Raw genomic sequence first — 17,352 nt, 5'->3', positions numbered from 1 at the left:
CTTGGTCGAATACAACGGCCACCTTAAGGTGCATTCCTCGCTGCTAAACGTGATCATTCGCGAGTAGGTTATCCTGACCCCCTCCGACGCTCGGGACCAGCGCGTAGGGTATTGTCCTCACTTGAGGACTTCGCCGGGGAAAGCAAACGAAATCCACGAGGGTGTGCAATAGCGAACAGCACCAACCATGAAAGTCGCTAGTCTCGTCGCATCGCTGGCTTCAGCCCTTATCGAGCACCAGCGGCAGAGAGAGCCGATGTTGCGCTCCCGCTCGCAAGTCGAGGGGTTGTGCCATGGACTGGTTTTCCAAGAGCCTGATCGAAGCACTTCCAGCAGCGGTCTACGTCTGCGATTCCAACGCCGTCATTGTCGCCTTCAACCATCGGGCCAGCGAACTTTGGGGACGTACTCCGCGTATCGGCGACTCGGATGAGCGATTTTGCGGGGCTCACAAGCTATTCAACCCGGACGGAACCCGCCTACCCCACAACGAAACACCTATGGAGTGGGTCCTGCGGACCGGCAAACCCGCTCACGATCAAGAAGTCATCATTGAGCGACAAGACGGCTCGCGCGTCACGGTTCTCGTCAATATTGCCCCTGTGCTGGATGACAGCGGAATCCAGATAGGCGCCGTCAATTGCTTTCAAGACCTGACTACACAAAAGCGCGCCGAGCAGGAGCGCGTGGTGCTGCTCGACGAATTGCGCCAGGGGCAGAAACTGAAGGCGATGGGCCAGCTCATGGGCGGCGTCGCGCACGACTTCAACAATCTCCTTACCCCTATCATCCGGCAGCCTCGATCTGCTCAATCGCCGTCGCTCGGGAGACGGGGGAGAGCTTCAGCTCATCGATCGAGCGCTGCAGTCGGCTGAGCGGGCAAAAACGCTTGTACAGCGCCTGCTCGCCTTTGCGCGGCGGCAGCCCTTGCACTCCCGACCGGTCGACATCGCGACGCTTATACGGGAAATGAGTGACCTCATTAGCACGAGCCTGGGACCGCAGATTCAGCTCGTATTCGACGTGCAGCCCAACATGCCCCCGGCGAAGATCGATCCGCAGCAAGTGGAAATGGCAATCTTGAACCTCAGCGTGAACGCTCGGGATGCGATGACTAAGGGCGGCGTGCTCAAAGTATCTGCACTTTGTGAGACCGTACATCCTGGCGGTCATCCGTCGAAACTGCCGCCAGGCCGTTACATCAGTCTTTCCTTCGCAGATACGGGCTCGGGAATGGACGAAGCGACCATGGCTCAGGCGACCGAACCCTTCTTCTCGACCAAGACTGCCGGGAAGGGAACCGGGTTGGGACTCTCCACGGTGGACGGCCTGGCATCCCAGCTCGGTGGCGCGCTGGTTCTGTCGAGCAGCCCCGGACAAGGGACTGTCGCGACCCTGATGTTCCCGGTCAGCTCGGAAACACCTGTGGTTGCCGCGTCCGAAGTCGCTTCGAAAGCGGAGGCCCCTGCGCTCGGCCGCATCCTTCTGGTGGACGATGAAGCCCTGGTGAGGTCGAGCACGGCGGCAATGCTGATTGATCTTGGCTACGAGGTGGTTGAGGCAGAATCAGCGGAAGAAGCCTTGAATCGCTTTGATCGCGACCCGCTCATAGATGGCGTGATGACCGACAATCTGATGTCAGGATTGACGGGGCTCGATCTGGCGGACGCAGTCCGTGGCAAGCGGAGGGGAATACCGGTTCTCCTCATGTCTGGCCTCGTCGACGAGAACGCCCAGAAGTCCGGTCTACTTCAGCTCGCCAAGCCATTCCGGCAAGCACAATTGGCATCAAGCGTGGCCGCGCTGTTGCGTACATCGCAGGATAGTTGAGCAGGCCTCGACACAGAACTCTGGAACACAGCGCGATGGAGCCGGAAAAGCGGCCGCGCATTGCGAGCTTGCGGCCATCTTCCTTTGCCGCAGATACAGAGGCGGCTCTTCATCCGGACCCAAGCTTCAAGCGTCGCCTCGCCGCAACGATCGAACCTGCACACCGTTTGACCTGAGCGGCGAGGCTGCTTGCTCGCCCGTTGCTCGTAATCCTCGCGGGCTGATCTCCAAAAGCATGGTGCCGACGTGCCGAGGCATCAGGCGAACGCCAAGTAAGGGAGCTGGTCTTGAGAAATGCGAACGAAGTCGACGCAGATACCCTGCCGCATACCCCCCTAGCGCACGGGAGCCGGGTGCTTCCTGCGGTCACCGTCGACACCTATAACGAGGAACTACGCGACGACGACGGCTTCGTCGGTGATCGGGCCAGCCGCCGTGCCTTCCGGGCGATATTGGCCGATTGGCGCGAACGCCTGAAGGAGCATGATGAGGATCCGTTAGGCGACACGCCGATGGAGGATGTCTCTAAGGCGAAGCTCGACAAGATGATGGCGAGCGACGATCCGAAGTCTGCCGCCCTCATCCATACGGTGGTCGAGGAATTCACCGCTGAGTTGGCGACGGTGGTGCGTCGCTTCAAGAGGCTGGCAAGCTGGAAAGATACCGAGCGCATCGTGCTGGGCGGCGGACTGATCGCCAGCCGAATCGGCGAGCTGGCCATGGGCCGTGCCTCGCTCCTTCTGACCGGCGCCGGCGTCGCCGTGGAACTGGCCGCTATCCAGAATCATCCCGATGAAGCCGGCCTGATCGGCAGCGTGCAGCTCGCCCCCTCCTGGATCTTGGCCGGCCACGACGCCATCCTCGCCGCCGACATTGGCGGCACCAACGTGCGCGTCGGCATCGTCGAGCTAAATGCCGACAAGCGCGGCAGTGTTGCCGAGGCGGACGTCTGGAAACGCCAACACTGGCGGCACTTTGACGACAAGCCGGAACGCGAGGAGGCGATCGACCGCATCGCCGACATGCTGGTCAAACTGATCGAGCGCGCCGAGGGCGAGAAGGTAAAACTTGCCCCGTTCATGGGCATCGGCTGCCCCGGCCTGATCGACGAACGCGGCACGATCCTGAAGGGCGGCCAGAACCTGCCCGGCAATTGGGAAGGCGACGGTCTCAACCTGGCTCTCGCTCTGGGCAAGCGCCTGCCGCGGATCGGCGGTCACGACGTCTTCATCCAGATCCACAACGATGCCGTCGTACAGGGCCTGAGCGAGGTTCCCAACATGAAAGACGTCGGCCACTGGGGCGTTATGACTATCGGCACAGGCCTCGGCAAGGCCCGCTTCACCAACCGGACGGACTAGGAGCCCTGCGTGGAAGCGCCCCGCCTGGAACGCCAAACTGGTCGCCGGCCGACGATGCTTTGGCCTGGCCTTCGGCGCTCCAAAGGGGATCACCGGTTGAGGATGTCAGCGATCAAAGACGGCGCATCCTTCCCTGCAGTGGCGACTTTGGCAAAGACTGGAGTGACTGTCCGGCATTTCGACTCCTCACTGTAACTTCCCCTGCTCATCTGCCATTGCCTATTTGCCGGCCTCTCCGGAGCGCGTCTGAGTGGTTGGTGACCCTGAGTCTCAACAACACGGAGTTCCTTCGAGGCTCGGGGTCAGCGCTCCGCTCGGAGCGACCGAAGCAAATCGAAAGGCCTTCTCTCCATGCGAAAGCCGCTAATGGCCGTCGCTATCGTCGCCTGCCTGATCATGACAGTGGTTGGCGGGCTGGTGCCGATCCTGCAGGGTTGGATATTCTTCGTGATCGCCCTCTATCTGCTGGCGACCGAGTTTGAGAGCGGCCGCCGGTGGGTCAAGGCCGCCCGTCGGCGCTGGCCATGGCTTGATCGCTGGATCGAGCGGACGCGCGACCATCGTTGGGCACCGACCCATCTCAAGGAATTCGAGAACCTGACCAATCCGAAGCGGTGAATGCGCAGCCGGCAGGCTGGACAAGCACCAGGGCGCCGCGGCGCTGCTGTCCGCTACTGCCCAGCGGACAACGCCGCACGGGTGAACGTTTGCCCGATTACCGCGTTGTTGAACCGAGCCGAGTTAGGACGATGGCTGAGGAACGCGTCAAGCGTGCGGAATTTTACGAACCAGAAGCTGGAAGCGCGGTCTGAAGCCGAAACTATCAAGAACTGGGACGTGCGCCGGACGATGTTGCTGGTCGCCTCCACATGGAAAAGTCTTACTAGAACCCCAAAGGTGAGCGCTCGGCGTGAGCGGCAACGCCGGACGAGACCTGCGTTAATGTAGCGGCCCTTTAACCGGTTAGCGTGGGTGGGAACCGTCATACTTAACCGTGATTGACTTCGCATGTGCCCGGACACACCGCACTCGCCTCAACCGCCGTTGCCTAGACTGCGCACGGCCCTCGGGAAGGCGTGGCTGCTGTTGCGCCTTACGGGAGAAGGTTTCATCGAAGACGACGATTGGAGCCGGGGCGCCTCCATTGCCTATTTTACCCTTTTCTCTGTGGCGCCGACGCTGTTGGTGGTCATCGCGGTTGCTGGCCTCGCCTTCGGGCAAGATGCCGCGCAGGGCGCCATCGTCGGTCAACTGAGCGGCCTAATGGGCCAACAGACGGCTGAGGCGTTAGAGGCTATGATCCGCAGCGCTTCGGACCGTCTTAGCGGGACGGTAGCGACAGTGGTGGGGCTTGGCGCTATCCTGCTTGCGATCAGTGGCGTATTCGGCGAAGTCCAGTCTGCGCTGAATGCGGTTTGGAAGGTCACACCCGAGCAGTCGACAATGTCGCGTTTGGTGCGGGGACGGCTGATAAGTCTCGGATTGATCATCGCCTTTGGCTTCGTGTTGATGCTTTCCCTCGCCGTAAGCGCCGCCCTCGGTGCGCTGTCGACCTTTATGCAAGGCATGTTTCCGTCGATGGAGGCAGTCCTGGCCGTTGTCGATTTTTTGCTGTCGATCGCCCTGCTTGGGGCCTTGTTCGCCGCCATGTACAAGGTTCTGCCCGACACGAGCATCGCCTGGCGTGATGTCGCTATCGGTGCGGTCGTTGCCACGCTTCTTTTTGCCGGCGGGAAGTACCTCATCACGCTCTATGTCGGCCGCAGCAACATTGCCTCTAGCTTCGGCGCCGCCGGCGCGCTGATTGTCTTGCTGCTCTGGATCTTTTACTCGTCGCAAATCTTCCTATTGGGTGCGGAGTTTACCCGCGCGTGGGCTTCCGTTTACGGCAGCCACCGGTCTCATGGTCCAACTGCTTGAATTCGAGGATGCAGCGCGCCGTAGGGAACTGGCGGAATGCAAAGTTCCCATTAAGTGCCCCAGCGGGGTGGAATCGAACTCTCCTTTATCAGCGTGTTTGTTGCCTCAGCCGAGGCAACGCCGCGTCGCCCCCTCGCCGACCTTTAGGCCGGTTTTCGTCTGATGTTTTGGCGCAGGATGCGGCAAAGCGGCCGCGGCCATTGGGGAACCTCCCAATCGTCGCCAAGTTATAGCATGCCAGCCACAATGCCTGGGCCTGCGTACGGGCGAACAACGGACCCAATCGGTCGCTAACACCCTCGCTCTTCTACACGACCGTCCTTCGCTGCGGTGGAGCCCTTGCAACGCCGCTCCTTGCTTCAGATGTTGGCACACTTTCCTCAACCCTAGAGAGGTCTCCATGAACTCGCTCCAAGCTGTCGTTTGGCCGTTCGCCGACACTGAGCTGACCAAATTGTGGTCTATTCCTAGGTTTCCGATGTTCAACATCGAGGCGCTGCTCGAAGTACATCGGAAGAATGCGGCCGCGTTGACCCAAGCCAACCGAGCCGTATTCGACGGCCTTAAGACGTTCGCGGAACGTGAGCGCGACCTGATTCAGACTACTGTCGACAACTACGCTAATGTGACCAGAGACCTCCTGAATGGGGCATCGGTCGAAGAGAGAGCCACGAAGCAGGTCGATGGCGCCGGCCGTATTTACGCTTCGAGCCTTGCCCATTTCGTGGAGTTGTCAGGCATCGCGGTCAAAACGAATGTCTCTGCAGTGGACATTTTGAGCGCCCGGGTCACCGAGATGTTAGATGAGATCAGGACGCTGTTTGCCGGGCGCGGAACGATTGCGACTAGCGCAGAGCCCTCGATTTCAGCCGAGCCCGTCGCTTTAGTCGAAGAAGCCGCGCTCATCGAAAATGTTGTGGCCGCGGTCCCATCGACCGCAACCGGCACCTCCAAGTCTGCGCCGAGGGCAGCACGCGCCACTAAGTCATCGAAGACGTTAGCATCGGGATCTAAAGCTACCTCGAAAGAGACCGCTCGTGCTGCCAAGGTTGCCCGACGCCGGACTTCGCGTAAATAGGCTGCGTCGAGTGAACTTGCAGGCCTGATCCTTACTGTCTGCGATGCGCTGCACAAGTGCTATCATTAAGTCGTGTCGCCCGGCTCCCGTGGTGGCAGTGAGTTAGCGGCGACGTTGACCGACGCTCCCGCGTCGGGCGCGCGCTCGCCCGTCTGGACTCGGTTAGCCCATTCGAGCTTCTGCCTGATTGCCCGCTAGGTCACAATGTTCAATCGAACGCTCGTGCCATACAGCGAGCGCCGCGCAAAACGCTAAGTGGAAATGGCATGACGCCTCAACCTGCTTTAGTGGGGTCGCCCCCCATTTCAAAGGAACGGCCCATCGCCATCGTTACCGGCGCGACCAGCGGGATCGGTCGCTGGATAGCGCTTGGAATGGCGCGCGCCGGGCATCATGTGGTCGTGATAGGGCGGGACCGAGCACGCGGGATAGCGACTCAGACCTGGATCGATCAGCAAGTGCCGCAGGCAAGGACCGAACTTCTGATAGCCGATCTCTCGCTGCTATCCGAAACGCGAAATGCCGGCAGGCGTATCGCCGACCGCTACTCGCGCATTTCGGTGTTGATCAACAACGCCGGCGTCTTCGAACCCCGCCCAATTGCGACCGAGGAGGGCCATGACCGCGTTCTTGCGACGAATCTTCTTTGCCCCTTTGTGCTGACCCAAGTGCTACTCCCCTTGTTGGTAGCGGGGGCGCCATCGCGGATTATAAATATCGGCTCATCGACCTCCGACCGCGCGCAGATCGATCCCGACGCCCTTGTGCTCGGTCGCCGCTGGGCAATGAGGCGCGCCTACAGCCAATCGAAGCTTGCCCTGATGATGACGACGTTCAGGTTGGCCAATCGCCTGAGGGGAACGGGCGTCGTCGCCAACGTTGTGCACCCTGGGCTCGTGGCCACTGGTTTGGTGCGAACCGGCGGACTGATCGGTCTCGTCTGGCGAGGTTTGGCGCTGACAGCGCTGACGGAAGAACAGGGAGCAGACACGGCACTGCATGCCGCGTTGGCGCCTGAACTCGGTTCGGTCACCGGCATTTATCTCAAAAATCGTCGGGCCACTGCGCCAAACCGTCAAGCTTTGGATCCGGGCCTTTTGGAGCGAGTCTGGCAGGCGACAGAGCGTTTGACGTAGCGCCTCGCCTATCTCCTTCTCAGCAAATTTGCGACCGCATTCAGGCCCCTATCTAGCCATAGCTGTACGCTCCAGCCTCTTGCCCGTCGCCCGAAAGGCCCGTGCACGGTAAATACGCGCTGCGAGGGTTCGAACAAAGTCATCTCCTGGAGAGCGCAAGCCCCGGAGTCGCGAGTCAACTGTCGCTCGAACCCCATTTGCGCTACACACCAGCCCATCAGGCCCGGTGCGAGCCTCGTCGCCAGTGAGAAGGTCACCACCGTACCAGTGATGGTTATTTCCGCCCGCCCGCTGGCCATCGCTTGCCATATCCCCAGCGCAACCACCTCCGGCTGATAGACCGGGCGCGCCGGTCGGGCGGGCCAACCCATATGGCTGAGGGCATGGCTGAAAAAGGGTGTGTTCACGGCTGGCGGAAAAACGGTGCTGATCCGAACAGCGCTGCGTTCCAACCTCAGTTCGCCGCGGATCGCTTGTCCGAAAGAGCGCACGGCCGCCTTCGCGCCGGCGTAAGACGACATCAGAGGCAAACCGTGAAATGCGATAGCAGAACAGACATTCACAATACCTCCTCGCCCTCGCTTGCGCATATGGGAGAGCGCCACCCGCGTGCCATTGACCGTGCCGTGGTAGGTCACGTCGGTCACCCGTCGAAACTCTTGCTCGGACACATCTTCCAAGCGGCCATACACACCGTTGCCGGCGCAATTGATCCAAGCATCGATGGGGCCCAGCACCGCCACGATGGCGTTCGCCGCTTGGGCAAGCGACTTGCTGTCGGCTACGTCTGCTTGGGCCGTAGCCGCGCAGGCACCGGCAGCCTCGACGTCACGACGGCACGCCGCAAGACCTTGATCACCTCTCGCAATCAGCCCGATCCGCCACCCCCGTTGCGCAAATAGAATGGCAGTACATCGACCGATGCCGGACGATCCGCCGGTGATGACAACAACGCGTGCTGTCGCCTTGCCCAATGGGGAGAGCCTCGTCATTTGCAGTTTGTCCAAATTGGCCAGGGGCGCTCAGTCAAAGTCGAAGCGGCCGCATGAACCAGCGGTTCAATTCCAACGAGAAGCGACTTGCGAGCCTGCACACATGCTGGCCCGGGCCGGCGAGCACTAACTTCGAAGGGTCACCTCCGCGACCTTGTCCTTGAAGTCCTCCTTGGGATCGGCGCCGAACAGCATTTTGATACCAGCCACGAGACTTGATGCGTCCAGCCAGATCTCCGCCCGTTCCGCATCGAAGCGCAGCAACGCCAGCTTGGGATCTTCCTTGCCGCCCTCGTACCAAGCGGCAACGAACCGATTCCACAGCCTGTCGATCACGGCGCGATCATTGTCGAGCGACACGGCGCCATGCAATGTAGCGAAGAGGTCATGACCCTTGGAGGCAAAGGTGGCGATCGCGCGGTCGCCCAGCTCGAGCTTCTGCACGAGGGCGTGGTCCCGTGCGGTGAAGAACCAGATGGGCCCTTTCTCACCGTCGACCTGGGCAGTCATGGGACGGGCGTGGCCATCCTCGACACCGTCAAGACCCAGCATCATCGTCCTGTCCGATTTGAGGGCGGACCAGAACTTGTCTTCAAACTCGCGCGGCGTCGGCATCGGTCACTCCATGAAGAAGTTTGGATGTCGGGCAACGGCACCACCGACGCGCGGTTGCGCGCCGACAGACCAAGATCTTGCGCTCACTTGCATGGACGACATGATCCTGAGTTCTGATCCAAACCGTGGCCGCAGACGTACTCGCAAGCCAGTCTGCTCCGGCCTAGGCCCTCTTGCCGTCATGGTTGGACATGATCACCGACCGCTCAAGAAACCGCGCCATCTTCAGCGGATCGCTTGGTTGTTCCGCGAATCTTAAAGAAAAGAATGCCGCACAGTAGAGCAAGAGAGACAGCATTCGCGGCCATGATGATCCAATCAGACTTCAAGGCCCCATAGACAAGCCAAAGAGCCACGCCAACGGCGAGTATGACGAAGGCTCGCAAAGAAAGATCTTCGGCCTTTCCGGTCTGCCAGCACTTTTTCAGCTGCGGCCAGTTCGACAGCGTGGTCAGCGTCGCCGCTCCTACACCGATGATCGCGTCGTATTCCATGGACCATCGAACGACGCGAGGGAACGGCTCGTTGCCTGTTAGGACGATTCAGTCCGCTGACGACACTGCGTATGCAGAAGCGTGATGCGGCCTGGTTCTGCAGTGGGATCAGCGATGGAGACACGGCCGGGTGTTCTTAGCAGGCTGGAACTTCTCCTGGCCGGCGCCTCAGAGAAGAATCCTGCTCGTCGCCCCAGCTGGTCAAGGACCTCTGCTTTCGACGCGCCACCGACCACCTCCGTTTAGATCGGCCACCCAAACGACCGAAGCACAGGTCGTGTCTCTAGGGGCGAGGCGAACCACCAAGGGCTAGTGCGGAATCAAGCTGCCTCAGGCGGTTCCGCGAGCCTTTTGGCATCCCCGCGAGGGGCGGCGCGTTGCGTGCATGCCCTCACGCCCTGTCGACACCCCCACTCCCGAGAAAGGAATAACGAAAAATGGAGAGCAGCGCCGCGATACTTCCCCCGCCCTCAACATCCCTCATGCTAATGGAAGGCCGCGCCCTGCCAGAACTCGGCGCCTTCTGGCTATTGCGACCCTGGCTCTCGCTCACCGCGCGTGGCGACGGACATGCCGTTCTGGTGCTACCCGGACTTCTGGCCGACGACGCCAGCACCCGCGCCTTGCGCGGCTTCCTGAACGCGCACGGCTACCGGGCCCACGGCTGGAAGCAGGGACGTAACTACGGTCTCCGGGGCAGTTTGGAGAGCGAGATGCGGGCACGCTTGGACGAACTGTTTGAGCGCCACGGACGGCGCAGAATCAGCTTGGTCGGCTGGAGCCTGGGCGGGCTCTATGCCCGTGAGCTGGCCAAGCTTGCGCCCGACAAGGTGCGCTGCGTTATTAGCCTTGGAAGTCCGTTCGCGGGCTCGGCGCGTTCGACAAATGCCTGGCGAGCCTACGAGTGGGCGAGCGGCACCACGGTCGACGATGAGAGCGTGCCGGCCGGACTTGTCGGCTCACTGGCCGAGGCTCCGGCGATGCCGACGACATCGATCTTCAGTCGTACCGACGGCATTTGCGCCTGGCAGGCGTGCCTCAACGCCGAAGGGCCGCTCATTGAAAACGTTGAGATCGATGGCAGTCACTGCGGTCTCGGCCATCATCCGGCGGCCGTCTATGCGATCGCCGACCGCCTCGCACAGCCGGAGGGCGCTTGGACGAAATTCGATCGCAGTGGCTGGCGTGCGCTAGTGTTTCCAGACTGGCGGCGTGCCTAAGACAGATTCTGGTCGGCGTCCCTGCCCCCAGCTTTGCCTGTCCATTCACTCCCGGGTGGAACACGACGAACAAGCCTCGGAACCCGACGGGAGCGGCGCATATTGCCCTGGCAACCAGGAGGTCCGCATGCTCCGCTTCGCCAACTTTGTCTCTCTCGCCATCGCCACGCCAGCCCTTACCTCGTCCCTTACTATGGCGGCTGATCCGGCCGCCAAGCAGGCGAGCGCGCCGGTCGCACCGACGGCGACGTTCGTGGCCCCGGCGGCATTCGGCTACATGTTCGAGATAGAAAGCAGCAAGCTCGCTATTGATCGCAGCCAGGCGGAAGCAGTGAAGGCCTTTGCCCAGCGCATGCTAGACGATCACTCAGCCGCGCCCGTCAGGTTCAAGGAGGCGGTCCTGGCTGCAGATGCGCCGGGCGTCCCGGGGCTTGGTGGCCCTTGGATCGCCGGGGCGATGCTCCGTCGAACGCTGCTCTGACCTCGGGTCGTTTGCCATCGATTTCTCCTGGCCCGAAGAGCGAGACCATCGTTCCCAGACACGCTTATGTGCTACCGCCGCGCGGGCCACGGTCCGGTTTAGGCCTTTGAGATCTTCGTTCTGGCTGCCGCTAAGCGCCGCATTGTTGCGCTGGCGCCGGCGGGGTGGCTGTGGCTGCGTCGTTCGGTTGGGCTCGCTGCCGGGATTTAGCCGTTCCTCTTCCTTAGAATCTCCGCTGCTCTTTGGCTGAACGTCATCGAGAACGTGTGCCATCCATCACTCCTGATCGCAGTTCGCAGGCCAATCCCCGCTAGTGGCGCCGAATGGGGCCAACCGCCGTCCCCTCTGGGCGATATCGGCCGAAGGGCGCGAATTCTTATCGCCAACGCTACGTCAAGCGTAGGGGTTGCCAGAGACGCCACTCGTGTTGTTGAAGAGCGTGTTCAATACTGAACGTCGATTTCTCTTCAATGCGCGACATCCTTATTCAAAGCGCGACGTTGCTCACCTGCAGCGTCTTGGCCGTTACGCGACTCGCGTTGGCTGATCCGCTCTGGCACGACAACGCTGCCACTTCCGAATCCGCGAAGGTGTTGGCGAGAATGGGATCAACCGAGATTTGCGCGCCTCGACCTTTACTACGGGGGCGACGCCCCACCCAGGAGTAGACACATGGCAGAAGCTACAATCGGCGATACACCACGCCAACGCGGCTACCTCGACGCCCCTCACGTCAGTCCCGTTACGCCCGCGGAGGATGCGAGGACAGTCATAATCAACCAGATATCCTGGGGCGCCGTCCTTGCCGGCGTCGTCGTCGCGCTGGTGGCCCATCTCATCCTCAATATGATCGGGATCGGCATTGGCGCGTCGACTCTCGATCCTGGTGCGGGAGCCGCAGAGAATCCCTCCGTCCGCGGATTTTCAATCGGTGCCGGCATATGGTTGCTGGTTTCTGGGATCGTTGCCGCGCTGGCCGGCGGTTTTGCGGCAGGCCGACTCTCGGGCAAGCCAAAAGAATCGACTGCAGGCTGGCATGGCCTCACGACTTGGGCTCTTACCACGCTCGTCATCTTCTATCTGTTGACGTCCACGATTGGCGGCCTGGTCGGTGGCGCATATCGTGGTCTTGCAAATGCGGCCGGCGGCGTTGCCTCGGCTGCAGGCGGCGCGATCCAGACGGCGGCCCAGACTGCCGCGCCATCGATCGCCTCCGGCGCAGACCCGTTCGCGGCTGTTGAGCGGTCGATGCGCGGAGCCGCGGGCGGGAACGATCCTGCCGCGCTGCGTGACGGCGCTGTAGCCGCGATGAAGGCAGCGGTAACTGGTGACCAGCAGCAGGCGGCTGCCGCCCGCGATCGTGCCGCCGAGGCTTTGGCCAAGGCAAATGACATTCCGGTCGAACAGGCCCGCACCCAGGTTGCACAGTACGAGAAGCAGTATCGGGACACTGTAGAGAAGGCCAAGCGCGAGGCTACTGAAGCGGCTGCGGTCGCCACCAAGGCGGTCACCCGCGGGGCGCTTTTCGCAGCGCTTGCTCTCATGCTCGGCGCCGTCGCCGGCTGGTTCGGTGGGCGCATGGGGGCTGTCGATCCGACAATAACCGCCACCCGAACTGCATCACTTCGGTAAAGTATTTTTGCGCTCGCTGAACTTAATTCGCCCGTCGCTTGCATAGGCGACGGGACGTGCGGCGTCAGTCAGGGTGACCGATGAGCCGGGACAAGGCGCGTGCATTCTTTATGGCATAGCCATCCCTATCGTTGTTGAAGTAGGCCCAAACGGTTTTTGCCTCGCTCTCAGCGATGCGCTTTGCCCAGACGTCCAGCTCTCCAATTGTATAGTTGTGCCGATACCACTTTTTGACCCCATGAAAGCGGATGTAGATGTCATCGGCTGTCTTGATCAGTTCATCGGGAAGCCTGGGTCCGCTGCAAGAGCAAAAGATGGTGCCGGTCTTCCGGAAAGCGTTGTAGACCGTGTAGTTCCACCAGCTCTTGTGCCTGAATTCGATGACGTTGCGCCGCTGATGATCGAGTTGGCCCAGAATCCGTTTCAGGCGTGCCGGTGTGTAGTGAAAACTCGGCGGTAGTTGAAACAGAAAACATCCCATGTGGGGACCCAGCAGATCGGCTATCAGTCCGAAGTCCCTCACCAATGTCCTTGTACCGGCAAGTCGCTTGATGTGCGTGATCAGCTCGCACACCTTCACGGTGTAGACGAACCGGTGTCTTCCCGCCTGCCGTATCCAGGACTCGACGGTGGCAACCGTCGGCCAGGAATAGAACGGCGCATTCAGTTCAACCGTTTTAAAGCGGCCCGCATAGTGCCTGAACCAACTCCTTGTTGGGAGGTCTGCAGGATAGAACGCGCCGCGCCAGTGCCAGTAAAACCAGCCTGAGCAGCCGACGTGCAGCTGGGCTTTTTCATCCTGGATCGGTAGCGCCTTCGATTTTCCGCTCCTCTCGTTCTCGACGCGCGCCAGATGCATTTTCCGGGCGCGGCCAATATTGGCCTGGCGTTGCTTTTCCCGACGTGCCTCGCGCCGAAGTCTGCGCTCTTCTTTCGTGAGAGGAACTCGTTCAGGCATGCTTCCGCGCAGGGGGCGAAACGGCGCCTTCTAGCGGGTCTGTACCGCACCTGGACTTCCCGGATAAGCGGCTCGTCGCGGCTCGCAGTCGTTCCTTTCGTCGCTGAAGGTGCTCCCGAAACTCGGAGAGGCTTTGGGCATTCAGCACCCGCTCCTTCGGCACTGCGCCTTTTCGAGCCGTCAGTACGCCCCACTGGATATTGTCGATTTCCTCCGTCGAATGCGCATCGGGATTGATGCTGAACAGGCAGCCAAGCGCCAGCGCGCGCTCGCACCACCGCCAGTCCATGTCGAGGCGCCACGGGTGCGCGTTGATCTCGATCGCCACGCCATGCTCGGCGCAGGCGCGCAGCACGCGCTCCATGTCGACCTCGTAGCCTGGCCGCCTCATCAGCTGCCGTCCCGTTACATGTCCCAGGATGGTCGTGTGCGGGTTCTCGATGGCCTTGACGAGCCTGTCGGTCTGCTCCTTGCGGCTGAGGCGAAACTTGCTATGGATGCTCGCGATGACCAGGTCGAAACTGGCCAGCACCGCGTCCGGGTAGTCGAGCGACCCGTCGCCGAGAATGTCCGATTCGATTCCCTTGAAGACATGGAAGCCGCTGCCGTAGCGCTTGTTCAGGCGGTCGACCGCCCGCTGTTGCTTGGCGACCTCCTCTTCCTTGAGCCCGCCGGCGTAGTGCGCTGACTGAGAATGGTCGGTCAGGCCGAGGTAGGCGTACCCTCTCTTGCGTGTCGCTTCTGCCATGTCCTCCAGGCTGTCCGAGCCATCGGACTCCGTCGTATGCGCGTGCAGCACGCCCCGGAGGTCGTCCTGTGTCACCAGCTCGGGGAGCTTTCCCTTCAGCGCCAGTTGCACCTCCTTGCCCGTCTCGCGCAGCTCTGGCGCGATGTATGGCAGGCCAAGCGCTGCATAGACCTCCTGTTCCGTCCGCTGGGCCAGGACGCGCCCTTTGCGGGTGACACCGTCCCTGTCGAGGCCAAGACCCTTGCGGCGGGCCAGCGCCCGCAGGGCGTCGACGTGCGCGTCGGAGCCGGTCGCGAGCAGCAACGCGATGCCAAAGCGCGCGGGTGTGGTGACGTGAACGACGAGCTCGTCGCCGTGCTCGATCGTCTTGTCGTCGCCGTTAAGCTGCGGATCAGCGGCCACCAGTGAGAGGGCACCCACGAGTTCGCAGCCCCGGCGGAAATCGCCCGCCGGCGTGATATCGACCCACTTGGGATGCTCGCGGGCAATCGCATCGGCGGCGAAGCGCAAGGCAGCGGCTGCCCGATGGAGATGGCGACCCTGCGGCCCGGTCAGGATCGCCAGGCCTTGGAGCACCTTGGCCTGGAACGCCGCGCCGAAGCCCTTCGTCGCCGCGAGACGCCCGCTACGGGCCGCATCCTCCAGGTCGGCGACGGATTTGAGTCCCAATTCCTTGTAGAGCTTCTGCACGCGCTCGCGGCGTAGGCCGGGAACGCGCAGCATGTCCAGCACGCCGGCCGGCACCTCCTCGCGCATGGCCTGGAGACGCGGATGCTCGCCGGTCTCGTGGAGCTGGGTGATGACGCCGGCGAGGGCTTCGCCAATGCCGGGGATCTCGGTGAGACGGCCTTCCGCCACCAGCTGATGCAGCGGCAGCGGGCTCAACGCCAAGTTCTCGGCCGCGCGGCCGTAGGCCCGGGCGCGATAGGGGTTGCCGCCCGCCAGCTCCATCCTGTGGGCGATCTCCCGAAGGAGTATCGCAACGGCTGGGGTATCGAGCTTGGCCATGCCTGAAAGGACAACTGCCGGACCTGGAGGCGGTTCCGGGGGCGGGAGAAGGCCATCCGAAGAGCTATCAGTCGCATCGAAGGGGTCGCCAGTGGTTGAGCAACAGCTCAAGGCCGCGATTCTTCAGGCGATGCCGGACGGTCGCGGCTCATCCATAGTGCCTCTCCGAGGGAGATAAGTGTCACACACTTTCTTCACCTCTCGGTCGATCGCATCACCGGGGGCTGCTTCGGTCTCCGGTATTCGAACGCATAGGGCGTCAGCTTGGTCGCGAGAAGCAGCGACCAGGTGCTGCACCGCTACAGGAAAGCAGCCCATAGGTACCGTCTTGTAAGTCGCCAGCGCTTTCAGGAGGGAAGCACGCGAGCCCTCGTCGTGGGGATTCTTCAAAAGACGGTGACACGCCGCCTCCAGGGCCTGCACATGGTCCGCTGGACAGCTCAAGGGGCCCTCTCCAGCCCCTCACTAGACGCCGGGCGCAACTTCGCCGTCCACCTCGGCAGCGAAGTCCTCGAGGGAAAGTTTCTGGTCAACGGCATGCTCGATCATCGCCGGCGTTGCGCCCGAAGCTGCCTGGTAGACCACTTCGCCGTTGTCGATGCTCTGCACGGTGCGAATCTCGTCGTCCGGCGTGCGGTAGGACTTGCCGACCATAATACTGTTCCGACCCATGGCCATGAAAGCGCTCCTCAAAAAACCAGACGGGAAGCGAGCGGGCGTGCCTGTGCAACGCCGCTTGCGATCGGGAGTTGCGGTGCGACTGCTCAGAACAAAAACGGCCGCCGATACCGGCGGCCCCCTCCGAGGTTGGATGACCCGTTCGCCCGTCTCCGAGGGCCGGCGGCTCGCATTGTTGTAGTCCAGGAGGAAGGGCACCCCGCCCCAACGGGCGAACCGCCCGATCGTCACCGCCGTCGCAAAGAAGAGCTGCCGGCGGGCACGGCGGCCACACACGCGACTGGCCAGTGTCCAAGGCACTGTAACCCTCGTTGGCACTGCCCTTCCGCTTGATGCGCTCGCTTCCGCCTCCACGCTCGATCAGAACCTTTTCGAGATGCTGGTAAACAGGCGTCCCGAACAATAGGCGGTGTTGCCACAGCCCGCCGGGTCAATGCTGGTGTCGGTGTAAGCGACGGTCCAATCGAAGCCCAAGGCGGAGGTGACCAGACCGATCTGCCAGTACCAGTAGTCCTGACTGGGAAGGCCGTACTGGAGGAATCGATCCACCCAGACGTTGCCGACCGAGCCATACGCCTTGAAGGCGAGGTGGTCAGATACCTTCAGAAAGGTCAGCGGCACGGAGACCAAGGCGCGCTTGTTCCAGCTCGCGCCGGAATTGCCGAACGAATTGGGACTCTGGCGAAGCCGTAGCTTCAGCTCGAAGATCTCGAAATCGTAGCCGGCATTCGCGACGATTTCGCCATAGTCGTAGGAGAAGGTGGCGGGTACGCCAGGGTAGGTGTAGCGCACGTAGCCGATATCCGCGCTCAGCTTGTCGTGAAAAGCCTTCAGTTTTACCCCGCCCCCGATGTCGATCTCGACGCCCGGGCCGGTCGCGGGAAAACTCATGTTCGTGCCGAAGCCGCTTGCGAAAAGCCACAGCGGAAAGGCATTGATCAGGTCCGGCGTCCTGTAGTCGATATTGACCTGAAAGGCGGGGCCGAGCTGGGTATTCGAGATGCCGGCATACGAATAGTCGGTCGTAGCCGTAAAGGCCGCGTTGAAACTTCCTCCGAAAGGAGCCGGCCAAAGGTCAACGTCCGCAGCGGACGTTGGGGTCACGGCGGCCAGCCATCCAAAGGCGGCGGCGCCCAGTGACCGTACAGGATGGAAGCGGTACACGCACAGACCCTCGGTGGCAAAACGGGCCATCCCGAGG

At 61.8% G+C, this 17,352-nt stretch carries 17 protein-coding genes; 10 read left to right on the top strand and 7 right to left on the bottom strand.

Translation table 11 applies throughout. From position 1 onward, the window contains the following. Positions 1–293: 293 nt before the first annotated feature. The 7 genes from RSO01_RS35175 to RSO01_RS35145 all read left to right on the top strand — a co-directional run bounded on the left by RSO01_RS35175 (position 294) and on the right by RSO01_RS35145 (position 7,325). Positions 294–875 carry a PAS domain S-box protein gene (locus tag RSO01_RS35175; RefSeq protein ID WP_147155276.1) on the top strand — a complete coding sequence of 194 codons (582 nt, stop codon included), beginning with the start codon at positions 294–296 and terminating at the stop codon, positions 873–875. Positions 876–969: 94 nt separating this feature from the next. Beyond that, a complete protein-coding gene (locus RSO01_RS35170; RefSeq protein ID WP_147155275.1) occupies positions 970–1,830 on the top strand; it encodes an ATP-binding protein in 861 nt (286 codons plus the stop codon). A gap of 353 nt (positions 1,831–2,183) precedes the next feature. After that, complete coding sequence (locus RSO01_RS35165) at positions 2,184–3,191, top strand: ROK family protein (protein WP_246159033.1); 1,008 nt, start codon at positions 2,184–2,186, stop codon at positions 3,189–3,191. 351 nt (positions 3,192–3,542) lie between these two features. Next, positions 3,543–3,809, top strand: a complete 267-nt coding sequence (locus RSO01_RS35160) for a hypothetical protein (protein ID WP_170303596.1) — start codon at positions 3,543–3,545, stop codon at positions 3,807–3,809. Between the two features lie 426 nt (positions 3,810–4,235). Then, positions 4,236–5,111, top strand: a complete 876-nt coding sequence (locus RSO01_RS35155; protein ID WP_246159032.1) for a YihY/virulence factor BrkB family protein — start codon at positions 4,236–4,238, stop codon at positions 5,109–5,111. A gap of 400 nt (positions 5,112–5,511) precedes the next feature. Further along, positions 5,512–6,189 carry a phasin family protein gene (locus tag RSO01_RS35150; protein WP_147155272.1) on the top strand — a complete coding sequence of 226 codons (678 nt, stop codon included), beginning with the start codon at positions 5,512–5,514 and terminating at the stop codon, positions 6,187–6,189. A 266-nt stretch (positions 6,190–6,455) separates the two neighbouring features. Beyond that, on the top strand, positions 6,456–7,325 hold the full coding sequence (locus RSO01_RS35145) for an SDR family NAD(P)-dependent oxidoreductase (protein ID WP_147155271.1): 870 nt from the start codon (positions 6,456–6,458) through the stop codon (positions 7,323–7,325). An 8-nt stretch (positions 7,326–7,333) separates the two neighbouring features. On the opposite strand, the gene RSO01_RS35140 is transcribed toward RSO01_RS35145, so the two are convergent. From RSO01_RS35140 to RSO01_RS35130, 3 genes are all read right to left on the bottom strand, one after another. Next, complete coding sequence (locus RSO01_RS35140) at positions 7,334–8,317, bottom strand: SDR family oxidoreductase (RefSeq protein ID WP_147155270.1); 984 nt, start codon at positions 8,315–8,317, stop codon at positions 7,334–7,336. 126 nt (positions 8,318–8,443) lie between these two features. Next, on the bottom strand, positions 8,444–8,932 hold the full coding sequence (locus tag RSO01_RS35135) for a pyridoxamine 5'-phosphate oxidase family protein (RefSeq protein WP_147155269.1): 489 nt from the start codon (positions 8,930–8,932) through the stop codon (positions 8,444–8,446). Between the two features lie 206 nt (positions 8,933–9,138). Next, on the bottom strand, positions 9,139–9,426 hold the full coding sequence (locus RSO01_RS35130) for a SemiSWEET family sugar transporter (RefSeq protein ID WP_147155268.1): 288 nt from the start codon (positions 9,424–9,426) through the stop codon (positions 9,139–9,141). A gap of 437 nt (positions 9,427–9,863) precedes the next feature. Here RSO01_RS35130 and RSO01_RS35125 point away from each other — a divergent pair, with 437 nt between their 5' ends. The 3 genes from RSO01_RS35125 (at position 9,864) to RSO01_RS35115 (ending at position 12,759) form a co-directional block, all read left to right on the top strand. Next, on the top strand, positions 9,864–10,646 hold the full coding sequence (locus tag RSO01_RS35125; RefSeq protein WP_147155267.1) for an esterase/lipase family protein: 783 nt from the start codon (positions 9,864–9,866) through the stop codon (positions 10,644–10,646). Between the two features lie 127 nt (positions 10,647–10,773). Next, positions 10,774–11,127: a DUF4142 domain-containing protein gene (locus tag RSO01_RS35120; RefSeq protein ID WP_147155266.1), complete on the top strand. Its 354-nt coding sequence runs from the start codon at positions 10,774–10,776 to the stop codon at positions 11,125–11,127. 672 nt (positions 11,128–11,799) lie between these two features. Beyond that, positions 11,800–12,759, top strand: coding sequence for a PhnA-like protein (locus tag RSO01_RS35115; RefSeq protein ID WP_147155265.1), 960 nt, complete (start codon positions 11,800–11,802; stop codon positions 12,757–12,759). 64 nt (positions 12,760–12,823) lie between these two features. On the opposite strand, the gene RSO01_RS35110 is transcribed toward RSO01_RS35115, so the two are convergent. From RSO01_RS35110 to RSO01_RS35095, 4 genes are all read right to left on the bottom strand, one after another. Then, entirely contained in the window at positions 12,824–13,717 is an 894-nt protein-coding gene (locus RSO01_RS35110; protein WP_147155264.1) for a DUF72 domain-containing protein, read from the bottom strand. After that, positions 13,710–15,473 (bottom strand): DNA polymerase/3'-5' exonuclease PolX, encoded by a 1,764-nt coding sequence (locus RSO01_RS35105; RefSeq protein WP_147155263.1) that lies wholly within the window; start codon positions 15,471–15,473, stop codon positions 13,710–13,712. Before RSO01_RS35105 ends, RSO01_RS35110 begins: the two co-directional genes overlap by 8 nt. A gap of 465 nt (positions 15,474–15,938) precedes the next feature. Further along, complete coding sequence (locus RSO01_RS35100) at positions 15,939–16,151, bottom strand: hypothetical protein (protein WP_147155262.1); 213 nt, start codon at positions 16,149–16,151, stop codon at positions 15,939–15,941. Between the two features lie 360 nt (positions 16,152–16,511). Further along, positions 16,512–17,345 carry a TorF family putative porin gene (locus tag RSO01_RS35095; protein ID WP_147155261.1) on the bottom strand — a complete coding sequence of 278 codons (834 nt, stop codon included), beginning with the start codon at positions 17,343–17,345 and terminating at the stop codon, positions 16,512–16,514. Positions 17,346–17,352: the final 7 nt, after the last annotated feature.

The organism is Reyranella soli (assembly GCF_007992495.1).
Taxonomy (GTDB): domain Bacteria; phylum Pseudomonadota; class Alphaproteobacteria; order Reyranellales; family Reyranellaceae; genus Reyranella; species Reyranella soli.
The sequence above is the reverse complement of the archived record's forward strand: the minus strand, read 5'-3'. Positions and strand labels throughout refer to the sequence as shown.

Bases quoted from the DNA above. Each gene is read 5' to 3' on its own strand.
- RSO01_RS35175 (WP_147155276.1), top strand. From the start codon at position 294: ATGGACTGGTTTTCCAAGAGCCTGATCGAAGCACTTCCAGCAGCGGTC.
- RSO01_RS35170 (WP_147155275.1), top strand. From the start codon at position 970: ATGAGTGACCTCATTAGCACGAGCCTGGGACCGCAGATTCAGCTCGTA.
- RSO01_RS35160 (WP_170303596.1), top strand. From the start codon at position 3,543: ATGCGAAAGCCGCTAATGGCCGTCGCTATCGTCGCCTGCCTGATCATG.
- RSO01_RS35150 (WP_147155272.1), top strand. From the start codon at position 5,512: ATGAACTCGCTCCAAGCTGTCGTTTGGCCGTTCGCCGACACTGAGCTG.
- RSO01_RS35145 (WP_147155271.1), top strand. From the start codon at position 6,456: ATGACGCCTCAACCTGCTTTAGTGGGGTCGCCCCCCATTTCAAAGGAA.
- RSO01_RS35140 (WP_147155270.1), bottom strand. From the start codon at position 8,317: ATGACGAGGCTCTCCCCATTGGGCAAGGCGACAGCACGCGTTGTTGTC.
- RSO01_RS35135 (WP_147155269.1), bottom strand. From the start codon at position 8,932: ATGCCGACGCCGCGCGAGTTTGAAGACAAGTTCTGGTCCGCCCTCAAA.
- RSO01_RS35130 (WP_147155268.1), bottom strand. From the start codon at position 9,426: ATGGAATACGACGCGATCATCGGTGTAGGAGCGGCGACGCTGACCACG.
- RSO01_RS35125 (WP_147155267.1), top strand. From the start codon at position 9,864: ATGGAGAGCAGCGCCGCGATACTTCCCCCGCCCTCAACATCCCTCATG.
- RSO01_RS35120 (WP_147155266.1), top strand. From the start codon at position 10,774: ATGCTCCGCTTCGCCAACTTTGTCTCTCTCGCCATCGCCACGCCAGCC.
- RSO01_RS35115 (WP_147155265.1), top strand. From the start codon at position 11,800: ATGGCAGAAGCTACAATCGGCGATACACCACGCCAACGCGGCTACCTC.
- RSO01_RS35110 (WP_147155264.1), bottom strand. From the start codon at position 13,717: ATGCCTGAACGAGTTCCTCTCACGAAAGAAGAGCGCAGACTTCGGCGC.
- RSO01_RS35105 (WP_147155263.1), bottom strand. From the start codon at position 15,473: ATGGCCAAGCTCGATACCCCAGCCGTTGCGATACTCCTTCGGGAGATC.
- RSO01_RS35100 (WP_147155262.1), bottom strand. From the start codon at position 16,151: ATGGCCATGGGTCGGAACAGTATTATGGTCGGCAAGTCCTACCGCACG.
- RSO01_RS35095 (WP_147155261.1), bottom strand. From the start codon at position 17,345: ATGGCCCGTTTTGCCACCGAGGGTCTGTGCGTGTACCGCTTCCATCCT.